Here is a 14569-nt window from a genome sequence, read left to right on the forward strand (position 1 = left end):
GATTCCTGCTGGGTTTTGACCACTTAAAATCTCTGCTTCTTTTTCTGTAATATCGAAAATCGCTGTTCCATCTGTATCATCATCACAAACTTCTAATGCTGTTGGCTCCATATCTACTTTTGGAAGTGGCTCCACTATTAATGTCAGTGTTGAAATCGCATAACATCCTGTTGTTTGATTTTCTACTCTAACATATAATTCTTGTGCATTGATAATAGTATTCACATAGTTTGTAAAGTCTGGAATATCTGTGATATCTCCTTCTGCATTGGCTAAAGAAGTATGGTATGTTACTACCATTCCTAATTGTCCTGCTAAATAATGTGTATCATTTTGTGTTAAATCAAAAGATGCAAATCCATCAAAATCATCATCACAAACCTCATGAGGAATAGAAGCATTTCCAATATGTGGAATATCTTCGATGATTAACTCGAAACTTTCGATGATGTAACATCCTGCACTATTCTCTACTCGTACCCAAATCGTTTGTTGATCTGCAACAGTGTTTAAGAATGGAGAATCCATATCAATTGGATTATTGATTGCCTCCGCATCTGCTTCTGATAAATACATCGAGATTGTTAAATCTGGCTGTGAAGCTAAAATTCCATCTCTTACAGTATCTAAGTAGAAAATCGCAAATCCGTTGTTATCCTCATCCTCACAAAGAACATAATCTTCGATTGGATCAATCTCTGGTTTTTCTGATAATTCTAATTCTAATGGACGAACAATATAACATCCTGTATCTTCATTTTCTACACGAACATAAATCGTTGATGCTACTGAATAATATGAATCTGCTAATTCTTGTTGTCCTGAATGTGCATTTTGCTCTGTGATGTGGTACGTAATTGTATACTCTTCAAATGGATCAAAAATTTCTGTTGCTTCGTTTAAGTCAAAGAAAGCATGACCATCATAATCATCATCACAAGCTTCTAATTTCTCTAATTCTTCTACTGCTGGAAGTGGATTTACAATTAAATCTAAAATCACATAAGAACTACATCCTGTCTCTGTGTTTGTTACCACAGCATACACTGCCTGACTTCCTGCTGTAACATTTGTATAAGGAACTAATTTGTTAATCACTGGACCATCAATCGCTCCTTCATGATACACAACTTCTCCTGTTCCTCCATTTAAAATCTCTGCATCTTTTTCATATAATAAGAATCCTTGTACCACTCCATTCGTGTCATCTCCATCGACATCTTCATCACAAAATTCTAATGGTGTTGGTTGTACTAATACTGGTGTTGCATTTACGATTAATTCTAATGGAACTACCTTCGCACAATCTGTAGCTGCATATTCTGCACGTACCCAAACTGTTTGTGGATTTACATCATTTACAAAAGCTGTTGGGTTTAAAATATATCCAACTCCTTGTGCTGTATTGGTTACATCTCCTGAAATCGCTGCTGCTTCTGTGTAGTAATATTCAAATGAAATTCCTGTTTCTGCTACAATCTCTCCTTCTCTTACCGTTAAATCAAAAGTTGTCATTCCATCCACTACTTCATCATCACAAAGCTCAATTGCTTCTGGAACGATTGCTGTTGGTGTTGGATTTACAATTAATTCTAAAGCTACGATATCTGTACATCCTGTAATCGTATTTTTAACTAAAGCATATACAACTTGGTTGTTGATATCTACATTTGGATAAGCTGTCGAATTTGAAATTGCATTGTCATAAATTTCTTCTTGCGCATCGATTAATTCTTCAAAATACGTCACTGTTACTTGCCCTAAAGCATAAGTGATTTCTGTATCTTTTAAAGTTAAATTAAACTCTGCAAATCCGTCATTATTATCATCACAAACTTCTAACGGTGTTGGAAGCGTTGATGCTGGTGACTCGTGGATAATCACCTCTAAAGTAGTGATATCAAAACAGTGTGTTACATTATTTTCTAAACGTACCCAAACTGTGAAATTATCTGGCGTTGCATTATTAATATAAGGGGAAGCAATTGCATTCAATCCATCAAACGCTTCTGCTTCTGTATGATGATAAGTTACGATAAATCCTGGTGTAGATGCATTATAATATGCATCTGCATCTGTTAAATAAACAGTCGTAATTCCGTCATTGATATCATCCTCACAAACTTCTAAAGTCTGTAATTCATCTGGGAATTCTGGTTGTGGTAATACTTCAATATTAAAAGGTGTTACCGTTCCACATCCTGTAACATCATTTTTCAGTACTGCATAAATTGTCTGAACTGGTGTTACTGTATTTTCAAAATTAGCTGGCGTAGCGATATAAGCAAAAGATCCTACGTTTCCGTTTGCTTCATCGATTACTGCTTGGTTTGCTTCGTTTAAATCTGTGAAGTAAGTGATAGAAATTCCGTTTTGACCATTTAAAATCTCATCTGTTGTCTGTGTATTTGTTAAGTCAAAAGCAACAGAACCATCTCCATCATCACACATTTCAATATTATTCACCTCATTGATTAATGGTTTTGGATGCACAATTACATAAAAACTTGTATATGCTGCACATTCACTAACATCATAAGACACTTTCACCCATACTTGGTGAACATTTTGTGTCGCATTTTGATAGTTCACAATATTTGGTGCTACGATTTCATCTACATCAGCTTCTGCATCTGCTTGTGAATTATAATATTTAATGTTAGCAGTTGAAGGATCAACTGTTGGAGCTAAAATCTCTGCTTCTTTTGTAGATAAATTAAATAAAGTATATCCATCATAATCATCATCACACAATTCGTAATGAGTGATATCTAAATTCACAACTGGAATTTCTCCAACTACTAAATTAATTTCTGTTGTTGTCCAACATCCACTTGAAACATCGTAAACATATCCGAAAATTGTATTCGTTCCCGAAACATAATCTGAAGGATTTGTAATTGCAGGACTTGTTGGTAAATCTGCTCCTGGAGCAAAATCTAATACTTCATAATAAGAAACTGCTGTATTTAAATTCGAACCTATGATTTGTGCATCTAGAGATGTTAAATCAAATGAACGAATTCCATCTGGTACTAAATCATCACACTCTTCAAAAAGATATAAATCTTCAACTACTGGCTGAGCACCAATCTCTAAATTAAATAATCCAGAATTTAAACATCCCGTTACATTATCTTCTAATTGATAATAAACAGATGCAGCTCCTGAAACATATGTATTTAAATTTGTAATTTCTGTTGTCAATGCAGCATCAGAATAATAAGTAACTGTATAAGCTCCTGCATTATCTAAAGTCGTAGTTTGTGTAGAAATATCCCAAGTGATTAACCCATCTTGATCTAAATCACAATCAGAAATCGAATAAGTAGGTGTTACAACCGGAAGTGGGTTTAAAATTAATTCAAAAGTTACAGAATCTTCACAAGTTGTAGTATCATTTGTAACAGTTGCTGTAATTACTTCATTATTAGCTCCTGTATAAGCATCTGCAGTAGTAATTTCATCTCCTGCTGCATTATAGTATGTAATAGTAACTCCTGTTTCTGTAGTAATTAAATCATTTTGAGTAGTTAAATCAAAAATTGTATTGTCAGCACATTGAACCATATTAGCTGGTACTGTAACTACTGGAAGTTCATTCACAATTATTTCAAATTGATTCTCTACTAAACAAGCTGTTGAATCTGACGAACCTGCTGGGGTAATTTTCACATATATTGTTTGATTATTTGCAACAATATTTGTGTAAGTATCTGGATTTGTAATTTCAATTGTATACAAATCATCCTCATAATATTTTATATCATAATCTACTGAATCTAATCCTCCTAACAATTCCGCTTCAGTAACTGTTAAGTCAAATTCCTCAAATCCAGCTAAATTAGTTGGTGTAACAACATCACAAACAACTAAATCTGTTACAGGATTCACTTCAGGTATACCAACAAGGCTAAAAGACATTTCAACAACCTCATAACATTCTGTAAGTGGTCCTTCTGAATTATTTTTTACTTGTGCCCAAATGGTCACAGAAGGAAATGTTGGAGTAAGTGTTATATCATCAATAGTTAAAGCAAGGTCATTTATTTGATAATCAAACAAATAATAATGTACAGAAAAAATATTAGGATCATTTGTCTGTAAAACTTCTTCATCATAATCACTCAAATCAAAAACAGCACCTGTTGTTCCATCTGAACAAACTGATTTATCTGTAACAGGCTCAAGTGGTTCAGCAGGAATAACAAATTCTACTACTGTTTCTGCTTCTTTTGTACAGTTAGATGACCCAAATGTCGCTACAATCTTATAAATACCTGATTCAAAAACTTCATATTCTGAATCAATTGCATTTTCAACTGGTGACCATTGATCAATTTCTTCTGTATATACATACCATTGATAATTCGCTCCTTCAACAGGATCTCCTCCTAAAACATAACTATCTCCATAACATTTAATATTATCATTTGAAGAAATAAAAGGTTCATCAATTTCTGGATTTGGAATTTTAAAACTTCCTGCTTCTAAATAAATAGCTGAATCATAAGCTGTATCACTATCATCTGAAATTGCTAATTTTATTCTATAAGTTTCTCCAATTTGTAATCCCGACATCACAGCTGTCAAAGGTTCAGATCCTCCATCATGATTAATTGGAGAATAATTTCCGAAAAAATATTCTTCATTATTTACAACACCAAAACCTGTTTGTCCAGAAGTACAAGTTTGATTATGTAAAGTTGTAACAGCTACTGGTACAGGTGGGTCTGAATTAGGCACTAATGCTATATTTTTCCCTCCTAAATCAATAGAAATCGCAGGTGTTGCTGGCTTAGAGTCATGATTATAAGTATTAACCTCAGGAACTCCTGGTCCACTTAAAATAAATGCAAAAGCATCATCAAAACCTGTACAAGGAAAACTTGAGCCATCTCCATACTCTTCAGATGCAAAAATATATCTAAAACTCATTTCAGACACTGTAGCTTCAAATTCAAATTCTAAAGAAGTAACATTAGAAATAGCAGTACTACTCACCAAAGCTTCTAAATCTGGATCTCCAGCATTCCAACCTGCTCCACTATCAGATAAATTCCCTTGAGTAGTATTTCCAACTCTATAAGCTTTTCCTGAAGTTAAAACAATTCCTTCATCAAAAGGAAAATCAACTCCTTCTGGTCTAATAAAATATCCGTAACTCTTATTTTCATAATCAGAACTAGAGTCAAATTCAGGATTTTCGTTAGATCCTACCCAAGTGGTCTCAATACACTCTGCATCAATAAATTTTTCTTGAATTAATTTTTTAAGTGGTAAAAGATGATAATTTCCGTCTGAGTCTGGATGATTCACCTCCAACATATTTGGATCTTGTGAATAAATTTGACCAAAACACAGCAAAAATATCAAACTTGCTAGTATTTTTTTAATCATTTTGTAAAATTTTAATAGATGTTATAAAGACAAATATATTAAAACTGAACAATTAGTTTTTAATATATTTGCAAAAATTTTTTTATTATGGCTAATTTTATTTTTTCAGTAGAGAAAACTAGTAATGAATCTATTGTAAAATTTGTTGCAAATCAAGTGCTAACAAATGGAAGCTTTGAATACGGAAATATTGAGGAAGCTCAAGAATCTCCTTTATCTCAACAATTGTTTCATTTACCGTTTGTTAAGAAAGTTTATATCACAGCAAATTTTGTTGCAATTGAAAAATATAATATCGTTGAGTGGAATGAAGTTGAAAATGGAATCAAAGAACGATTAGAGAATTTTCTAAACGAAGGAGGTCAGTTATTAAAAGAAACTGCAAAGAAGCCAAATCTTGCAGTAGAAGTATATGCTGAAATTACTCCAAACCCTGCTGTAATGAAATTTGTTTCAAACAAATTATTGGTTACAGAAGATCAAGAATATAAAAATATCGAAGAAGCTAAAAACTCTCCTTTAGCACAAGATTTATTTAACTTCCCATTCATTAAAGAAGTATTTATTTCACAAAACTATATTTCTATCACGAAATATGACATCGTAGAGTGGAATGAAATCACAATGGAATTACGTTCTTTCATCCGAACTTATATTTTAGATGAAAAACCTGTAGTAATTATTTCAGAACAAAAACAAGAAACGACGCAAGAAAATAAAGTAGCAGAACCAGTTAATTTAGACGAAACTTCTGAAAAAATTGTAGCTATTTTAGACGAATACGTAAAACCTGCTGTAGCTTCTGATGGAGGAAATATTTTATTTAAAGAATATAACCCAGAAACAAAAGTAGTAAGCGTAATTCTTCAAGGAGCTTGTAGCGGTTGTCCTTCTTCAACAATTACCTTAAAAAATGGTATCGAAACAATGTTGAAAGAAATGCTACCAAATCAAATTGAAGAAGTCGTGGCAATTAATCAATAATTTGCAAAAGTCTACGTACTTTTAACAACTCAAAAGAAATACTTTTATGTCTGAAAAAGTAAAACCATATAAAGATTCCGAATTAGGAAAAAAAGAGCAAGTTGCTCAAATGTTTGATAACATCTCTGGTAAGTATGATTTCTTAAATCATTTCTTATCTATGGGAATTGATATCAGATGGCGTAAGAAAGTTCTTAAAATTGTAAAATCTAAAAACCCTAAAACTATTTTAGATATTGCAACAGGAACTGGAGACGTTGCGATTCTTTTATCACAAGCAAAACCAGAAAAGATTGTAGGTTTAGACCTTTCTAATGGAATGCTTGAAGTTGGAAGAAAAAAAATTAAAGAAAGAAATTTAGATAATTTAATCGAAATGATTCAAGGTGATTCTGAAAACTTACCTTTTGAAGACAATTCATTCGATGTAATTACAGTTTCTTTTGGTGTAAGAAATTTTGAAAACCTAAATAAAGGTATTCAAGAAATTTATAGAGTATTAAAACCAGGTGGTACTTTCATCGTTTTAGAATTTTCACAACCAACAAAATTCCCGATGAAACAACTTTACGGTTTCTACTCAAAAAGAATATTACCAATTTTTGGACGTATGATTTCGAAGGATAGTTCTGCGTATACTTATTTACCAGAATCTGTAGCTGCTTTTCCTTTTGGTAATGCTTTCAACAATATTTTAGAAAAAAATGGGTTTAATAATGCTAAGGATAAACCTGTAACATTTGGAATAGCATCCATATACACAGCTACAAAATAAATTATGAAGAAATTAAAAAATATTTGTTTATGTATTTCCCTTCTACTTTGTGCAAATGCTTTCGCACAAAGAGAGGTTGTTGAATATAAAACACGCTTCTTTAAACGAAAGTTTCACTTTGGTTACTATTTAGGTCTAAATCAAAAAGGATTTAAAATAGATTATCAAAAAGCGAATAACTTTGTAAAAGTTGATAGTAAAGTAGGTTTTAATGTAGGAATTATTGGAGGAATGAGAATCAACGATTTTTTCGATTTACGTTTTGAACCTGGTTTATCTAGTAACACAAAAATATTAACTTTCACTAATATTGAAGGAAGTAAAAGGGAAACAGAACGACAAGTTGGAGGGACTTATCTACATTTACCACTTCTGGTAAAATACAATGCTATCAGATTAGGTAATATGCGACCTTATTTAATTGGAGGTGTATCTTTTGATCACAATTTCTCAAGTAATCAAGACAACCCAGAAGACAACTCTGCAGGTGAATTTAGAATGAAAAAAAGCAATTTCATGTATGAATTCGGAGTTGGTGTAGATCTTTATATGCCATATTTCATTTTCTCACCATCTATCAGAGGAGTATTTGCAATTAATAACGAATTGGTAAGAGACGAAGACCCGAACAGTCCATGGACAGGTCCTATCGACTTTTTCGGTACTAGAGGAATCTTTATCAATTTCGCTTTCCACTAAGAATTTTTAATTTTTACAATATATAAGACTTTCTGTTTCCAAAATAGAAAGTCTTTTTTTTTAATTACCACAGTCGCTTAAAATTTCTTTTTGAGAATAAAACCATCACCAATATTTTCTGGAGCTTCCCATTTTTCTTCGTTTCAAAAAACTCAGAAAAAGGTCGGGCTTTCCGCTATATCTTTTGCTCCGTACATACGCAAAAGGATGCCGCTGCAATCCCTAAGCCAAACAAATTCCTCAAAACCAAAACACAAAATCAAATAAAACACAAAAAAAGTCCATAAAAGACTTGTTAAACTTAAAGCTCATTTTGATCGTAATGAGTAACTTTGCACAGAATTTAATACAACATCGTTTTGGAAAACTTCAAACAATTAGGAATCTCAAAGAATTTAATCAAAGGATTAAATGAACTAAACATAAAAACACCAACGGAAGTACAAAAGCAAGTAATTCCATTATTACTACATCAAGATACAGATATCGTAGTACAAGCTCCTACAGGAACAGGAAAAACTGCAACTTTTGGTTTACCAATTTTAGAGAGAATCAATCCTAAAATAAAAACTCCTCAAGCACTTATACTTTGCCCAACAAGAGAATTAGGACAACAAATCGCAAAGCAGCTTTTTAAATTCACAAAATACACAGATAAAGTTTTTACAGAATCTGTATATGGAGGAGAAAAAATCGACAGACAAATTAGCGCATTACAAAGACCTACGCACATTTTAGTAGCAACTCCAGGTAGATTAATCGATTTAGTACAAAGAAAAGCAGTAAGCTTAGATAGCGTACAAACAATCGTATTGGACGAAGCAGACGAAATGTTAAGCATGGGATTCAAAAAGGAATTAGACAAAATCTTAGGATTCCTTTCAAACGTGCAAAACAAATGGTTATTCTCAGCTACGATGCCTTTTGGAATTCAAGAAATTATCAAAAAACACATCAGCAGAACTGCAGAGAAAATTCATTTAAGCAAAAAGAATATTGTAAACAAAAACATCAAACACCAATATATTGTTTCTTCTCCTGAAACTAAAAAAACAGATTTAATGCAAATCTTAAAAGCTATCGGGAAAGAGCAAGGTATTATCTTCTGTAAAACTAAAGCAGCTACAAAAGATCTTACAGAGTTTTTAATGTCTCAAAAGATTTCTGCAAACGGAATTCATGGAGATTTACTACAAAAAGAAAGAGATAAAGTAATGCGTTCTTTCAAAAATAAAGGAACACAACTTTTAATCGCTACAGATATTGCAGCTCGTGGATTGGATGTTTCAGATTTAGATTTCGTAATTCACTACGAACTTCCAGACAAAGACGAATATTACACACACCGAAGTGGAAGAACAGCAAGAGCTGGAAGAACAGGAGTTTCTTTAGCTTTAGTAACAACTTCGGAAATCAAGCAACTAAGAAATTTCGAAAAAAGACTTCACATCATTTTCGAACAATTATAAAACAAAAAAGGTTGCCAATCGGCAACCTTTTTTTACTTACTTAGAACTGACCTTATAATCCTTATCTAAATAAGGATAAGAATATTTTAAGTTTCTTAATCTTTTCTTGCAATATAACTTTCCCTTATTTCCCTCAAAAAATATTTTTTTAAGAAGTACAAATATTAAAATAAAGAAATACACTAAACAATACTCAAATTGAGTGTTCCACCCTTACTAATCATTAAAAAACTAAATATCAGTATTTTAAAAAAAATTATTTCAAACCTCTATCTATTTTAGAATTATTCTCTTTAAAAAACTGAATCATCTCCGAAGTATTTTTAAAATCTAATTTTTCAATGATCTTCCTTCTATGTCCATCTACCGTATGACTACTAATTTTCAATTCTTCAGCCATTTCCTTACTAGTATTTCCTTTAACTAAAAGTTTAAATACTTCTTGCTCTCTTTTACTAAGAAGTTTCAATTCAAAATTCTTAGAAAAATTCTCTTCATGAAGAATTACATATTCATTATCATTTTTCAATAATTTTAAAGCTCCAATCAAAGATTCTGGCTTTCCACTTCCAATAATCGTACAATGTGCTAAAAATAAAATCGGTGTTCCATCTTCATCATAATACAAAGGAGTTAATTGTTCTAGAAGATTTACATATTCCCCATTCTTTTTCTTATGCCTAAAATTCCAGCTATATAAAATATTATAACGATCTTCAGGATCAACATTTTTAATATTATAATCTAAAAGAACATCAATCGCCTCCATAAACATTGGCAAATCAAATGGGTGAATTTTAGAAAACCAAAAAGGCATCCCTCCCTCAGACATCTCTTCAGAAGTGTACATCGTAGTTATCTCAAAGTTCTTACTCACAAATTCATATCCTTGAGATTTTGCATTGATAATCGTATAAAAAGACTCTAGAGATGGTAAAATTTCATCAATTTTTTGCATTTTTTTAATTTGTTGCTCAATCACCTTCTGATCTTTTACATCATAAGAGTGAAAAACCTCTGTAAAAAAATTTAAAATTTCCATTGTAAATAATAATTGTTTAGTTGAATTTCAATATAGAAGCTAAAAGGGTAGGTTTTTCTATATGTGCCCACTTATAAAACATATAAAAATCCTTTTATCTTACTTAATATTTATACACACAAACATAACATATTTTACACAAGAAAAAATAAATATTTTTTTCTTCACTTTTTTCTTTCTGATAATCATTGCCTTACAAAAAACTTATATATTTTAACAAAAAAACACTTGCTTAATATATATTTATACCTATATTTGCACCGCTTTAAAGCAAACAAGTTATATATAAAATGGTCGCGTAGCTCAGCTGGATAGAGCATCTGCCTTCTAAGCAGACGGTCAAAGGTTCGAATCCTTTCGCGATCACAAGAAGCCTTACTAGAAATAGTAAGGCTTTTTTGTTTTTAACTTCTTTCCACAAAAAACAAGAACCAAATCTCTCAAGATTCTCTTTGATTTTCAAATTCCCCAATCAAAATCAAGCTACAAAATCAAAAAAGAAGGATTTCTAAAAATATTTTTCATTTTAAAAATCTAATTATCATCATCTTAAAAAAAAGTATAAAAAAAACTTAATTTAAGTGTTGCATATTAACATAAACTATGTATATTTGCATCGCTAAAATAAAAAAGCACATAAGTTCATTTTATTTTAAAAAGCCGATATAGCTCAGCTGGCTAGAGCAGCTGATTTGTAATCAGCAGGTCGTGGGTTCGAGTCCCTCTATCGGCTCTTTTTTAGAATATATTTTAAAAATACCATATTACACATTTTTAACGCCGATATAGCTCAGCTGGCTAGAGCAGCTGATTTGTAATCAGCAGGTCGTGGGTTCGAGTCCCTCTATCGGCTCTTTTTTAAAATATATTTTAAGAATATCATATTACACATTTTTAACGCCGATATAGCTCAGCTGGCTAGAGCAGCTGATTTGTAATCAGCAGGTCGTGGGTTCGAGTCCCTCTATCGGCTCAAAAAGCATCTTGAAATAAGATGCTTTTTTTTTGCCCTATTTTCACCTAAATATTTTCTAGGGCGTTCCCTAAAGGTCGGGCTTTCCGCTATATCTTTTTTGCCAAAGCAACAGAATGAAAAAAGGCAAAAAAGGATGCCGCTACAATCCCTAACGCAAAAACGCTGCACAAACAGCACATCATTGCAAAACTCTAATTTTCCATTTGAACATCATTTTCTAATTGAAAACACAGAAAGCTATTAATCATTATTTATATTAAATAAAACCCACCAAAAAAGTATAAATCCTTCCAATTTAACACCCCAATAAAAGTACAATTATAAAATCTGTAGAATTTTATTACATTTACAACTCAAAATTAACCTTTAAGAAAAAGTAAATGGCATCAGGATTTTTTGCGCTACTAGATGATATAGCAGCAACCCTAGACGATGTAGCCGTCATGAGTAAAGTAGCTACAGAAAAAGCAGGAGGAATATTAGGAGACGATCTAGCAGTAACTGCAGAAAAAGCATCAGGTTTCCAATCTTCAAGAGAAATCCCTGTTTTATGGAAAATCTGTAAAGGATCTTTTATCAACAAAATAATCATCCTTCCTATAGCTTTCCTTTTAAGTGCTTATCTTCCTTGGCTTATTGTCCCTATTTTACTAATTGGAGGAGTATATCTAGCCTATGAAGGAGCAGAGAAAGTATATCATTATTTTCTTTCCAAAAATCATGTAAAAGCGAAAGAAGAAAAGAAAGCTATGTCTCCAGAAGAGTGGCAACAATACGAAAAGAAAAAAATCAAATCTGCCATCTTAGTAGATTTTATTCTTTCTATCGAAATTGTAATTATTGCGCTTAGTGCAGTTATAAAAGAACCGTTATTAATCCAAATACTTTCTGTTTCTCTTGCAGCTATTATCGCAACAATCGGTGTATACGGAGTAGTAGCATTAATTGTTCGTATGGACGATTTTGGATTAAAACTAATGAAAATAACAAGAGATGCGAAAACACTTTCTTACCGTTTTGGTAGAGGACTTATTATTGCACTTCCAATGGTTATTCGAAGTCTATCAGTAATCGGAACTATCGCAATGCTTTTAGTAGCTGGTGGAATTTTTACACATAATGTTCATGAAATTCACGATTTTCTACACAGTATTCCTTCTATTCTAGCAGACTTATTAGTTGGAGCAGTTGTAGGAGCCATCGCTTTAATAGTTTTCTCAATTCTAGGAAAAGTAAAATCTCTAGTGATCAAATAAGAATAAAAACAAAAATCCCGAAACAAATGTTTCGGGATTTTTGTATATCTATTTTTAATTCACTACAAATTCCAATTAAACAATCCACCTAAATCAGAAATAAACTGTTGATAAATACTTTGTTCAAATAACATTTCAATCAATTTTATATCATTCACCTTATTTCTATACAGCGATTCTGTAATCAAAGCATTATCTTCATACGTTAAAGCTCGTTTATCTCCCTTATATTTTGCTTCTTTCATCGTATGCGTAATTGTTCCTAGAAAATTATGTCTTGAAATCTCATTGTTATTCTTTACATCATCAACAATCACAGTCATATTCCCATCAATTGTTTTATAAGTTTCCGTAATCGTAACAGTTGCACTAACGGTCACATCTGTATTTCCATCTCTAATTACTCTATTTCGTTTAATATCGTATGTATGTTTTCTTTCAGGAGCAATATTTATAGAATTCCAAGTCATATTTACAACCCAATCTGTTTCAAACCCTTTAGATCTTTCAAAAGTACTTCCAATATTATTTATAGATAAATTCTTAATCAAATCATCAATAATAAAATTACTAGTTACACTTGCATTATCAGAACTTATTTCAAAATAATTACCCTGATTTTTATATTGAACTGGAGCAAAATAAACATTCTTTTTCCCTTTCAAAATTGTCACATCTAACAAATCTTTAGTATTCTTATATCCTGGAGAAATTTCCAAAACTTTTTTAAAGTTTCGATAAGCAATAGCACTTCCAAATACATTTCCTTTTTCATTCAAATACTTATTTCCCACTTCATACAAATTCTTTGTAGCCTCTACAGAAACACTATCAATTAATTCTTTGTAGTCCTTACTATGCAAATAAGCAGTTTGTTCATGAGAAGTCACCAAACTATCCAAAAAGTATAAAGAATGTAATGTATTTAAAATCTCAATCCATGGCTTTTCAGAATAAGCATCACTATTCAATTCAGAAAGTTTTTTCTCATATTCCGAAACAGACCTATTATAGTCCTTCAAAAAATGATTTTTCAATCGATTTCTCTTAGGATGCTTGGTAAATTTCTCAAAAGATTTCACAGTCGAATGCTCTTTTTTTTCAATAGCAACAGTTGATAAAATATACTCTTGTGAAAACACACTATTTTCAAAAAGTATTAAAAAAATAACTACTAAAAATTTCATCTTCTTAAAATTTTAATTTCAAGAAAGTTAGTAAAACACAACTCTACAAATTAATCAGTAATCATAATTTATTCTATAAAAAAGTAAAATAAATTCATAAAAAAGAATTAATAATTTGGGCGTTTCCCTCCGGGTCGGGCTTTCCGTTATATCTTTTTTGCTAAAAGCAACAAACTGAAAAAGCAAAAAAGGATGCCATTACAATCCCTAACGCAAAAACCAATATAATATATAAGCAAAGCGAATATATCTAAAAAACTCCCCTTATTTTAAAGGAGGGGAAGGGGTGTTAAATTTATTTCACACCCAACCCTCTAAAAACCGTTAAAACAATTAAATTAAGTAACTATAACCACATTCCATTAGATTAAGAACCTTCTCGGTTGATTCTCCGAAGGTAGAATCATCATGTTCTACTACGATTTATCAATTTTAATTTTCGCTAGCGCGAAATTGTAACTCTGACCACACAAATAACATAAAAACAGAATCATTCTACTAAAGATTACTAGTAAAACAAAAAGGAAAAGAAATAGAATGAAAATAAGAAAAAGGAGTAAACTCTAAAAACAAAAAAAGTCCCAACGAAACAACATAAACTAGCATAGTGTGCAACACTATGATCTCTAAAAAAATCAGAGTAAAAAAAGTTCCAAAAGGACGACATAAACCAACATAGTGTACAACACTATGAACTTTCCCAAAAGGAAAGTTTTAAGCAAAAAAAATCCTGATTCAAAAAAAGAATCAGGATTCAAAGAAAGGCGATGACATACTCTCC

General features: G+C 31.5%; 8 protein-coding genes and 4 tRNA genes. 9 read left to right on the forward strand and 3 right to left on the reverse strand.

Translation table 11 applies throughout. The features are described 5' to 3' along the window. Positions 1–5400, reverse strand: a 5400-nt coding sequence (locus I0K12_RS21730) for a choice-of-anchor L domain-containing protein (RefSeq protein WP_196890291.1), incomplete at its 3' end; no start/stop codon positions are given. An 87-nt stretch (positions 5401–5487) separates the two neighbouring features. On the opposite strand from I0K12_RS21730, the gene I0K12_RS21735 reads away from it, so the two are divergent. The 4 genes from I0K12_RS21735 to I0K12_RS21750 all read left to right on the forward strand — a co-directional run bounded on the left by I0K12_RS21735 (position 5488) and on the right by I0K12_RS21750 (position 9327). Beyond that, the gene (locus I0K12_RS21735) at positions 5488–6384 is read left to right on the forward strand and encodes a NifU family protein (protein WP_196890292.1); all 897 of its coding nucleotides are present in this window, start codon (positions 5488–5490) and stop codon (positions 6382–6384) included. 46 nt (positions 6385–6430) lie between these two features. Further along, positions 6431–7159 carry a bifunctional demethylmenaquinone methyltransferase/2-methoxy-6-polyprenyl-1,4-benzoquinol methylase UbiE gene (ubiE, locus tag I0K12_RS21740; RefSeq protein ID WP_196890293.1) on the forward strand — a complete coding sequence of 243 codons (729 nt, stop codon included), beginning with the start codon at positions 6431–6433 and terminating at the stop codon, positions 7157–7159. A 3-nt stretch (positions 7160–7162) separates the two neighbouring features. Continuing rightward, positions 7163–7858, forward strand: coding sequence for a porin family protein (locus I0K12_RS21745; RefSeq protein ID WP_196890294.1), 696 nt, complete (start codon positions 7163–7165; stop codon positions 7856–7858). A 359-nt stretch (positions 7859–8217) separates the two neighbouring features. After that, positions 8218–9327, forward strand: a complete 1110-nt coding sequence (locus I0K12_RS21750; protein ID WP_196890295.1) for a DEAD/DEAH box helicase — start codon at positions 8218–8220, stop codon at positions 9325–9327. 256 nt (positions 9328–9583) lie between these two features. Here the strand turns inward: I0K12_RS21750 and I0K12_RS21755 are convergent, their stop codons facing one another. Continuing rightward, entirely contained in the window at positions 9584–10369 is a 786-nt protein-coding gene (locus tag I0K12_RS21755; RefSeq protein ID WP_196890296.1) for a LuxR C-terminal-related transcriptional regulator, read from the reverse strand. A 292-nt stretch (positions 10370–10661) separates the two neighbouring features. On the opposite strand from I0K12_RS21755, the gene I0K12_RS21760 reads away from it, so the two are divergent. From I0K12_RS21760 to I0K12_RS21780, 5 genes are all read left to right on the forward strand, one after another. Next, positions 10662–10735 (forward strand) — tRNA-Arg (locus tag I0K12_RS21760). 293 nt (positions 10736–11028) lie between these two features. Beyond that, positions 11029–11102: transfer RNA gene (locus tag I0K12_RS21765), tRNA-Thr, on the forward strand. Positions 11103–11148: 46 nt separating this feature from the next. After that, positions 11149–11222 (forward strand) — tRNA-Thr (locus I0K12_RS21770). A 46-nt stretch (positions 11223–11268) separates the two neighbouring features. Next, positions 11269–11342, forward strand: a tRNA-Thr gene (locus tag I0K12_RS21775). Between the two features lie 383 nt (positions 11343–11725). After that, the gene (locus tag I0K12_RS21780) at positions 11726–12601 is read left to right on the forward strand and encodes a DUF808 domain-containing protein (RefSeq protein ID WP_196890297.1); all 876 of its coding nucleotides are present in this window, start codon (positions 11726–11728) and stop codon (positions 12599–12601) included. A gap of 62 nt (positions 12602–12663) precedes the next feature. On the opposite strand, the gene I0K12_RS21785 is transcribed toward I0K12_RS21780, so the two are convergent. Further along, complete coding sequence (locus I0K12_RS21785; RefSeq protein ID WP_196890298.1) at positions 12664–13788, reverse strand: hypothetical protein; 1125 nt, start codon at positions 13786–13788, stop codon at positions 12664–12666. Between the last annotated feature and the right edge of the window lie 781 nt (positions 13789–14569).

Origin of the sequence: Aureivirga sp. CE67 (assembly GCF_015767245.1) — a bacterium.
In the GTDB taxonomy this organism is placed as follows: domain Bacteria; phylum Bacteroidota; class Bacteroidia; order Flavobacteriales; family Flavobacteriaceae; genus Aureivirga.

Coding starts and splice junctions, on each gene's coding strand:
- I0K12_RS21785 (WP_196890298.1), bottom strand. CDS start 13,788: ATGAAATTTTTAGTAGTTATTTTTTTAATACTTTTTGAAAATAGTGTG.
- ubiE (WP_196890293.1), top strand. CDS start 6,431: ATGTCTGAAAAAGTAAAACCATATAAAGATTCCGAATTAGGAAAAAAA.
- I0K12_RS21780 (WP_196890297.1), top strand. CDS start 11,726: ATGGCATCAGGATTTTTTGCGCTACTAGATGATATAGCAGCAACCCTA.
- I0K12_RS21755 (WP_196890296.1), bottom strand. CDS start 10,369: ATGGAAATTTTAAATTTTTTTACAGAGGTTTTTCACTCTTATGATGTA.
- I0K12_RS21735 (WP_196890292.1), top strand. CDS start 5,488: ATGGCTAATTTTATTTTTTCAGTAGAGAAAACTAGTAATGAATCTATT.
- I0K12_RS21745 (WP_196890294.1), top strand. CDS start 7,163: ATGAAGAAATTAAAAAATATTTGTTTATGTATTTCCCTTCTACTTTGT.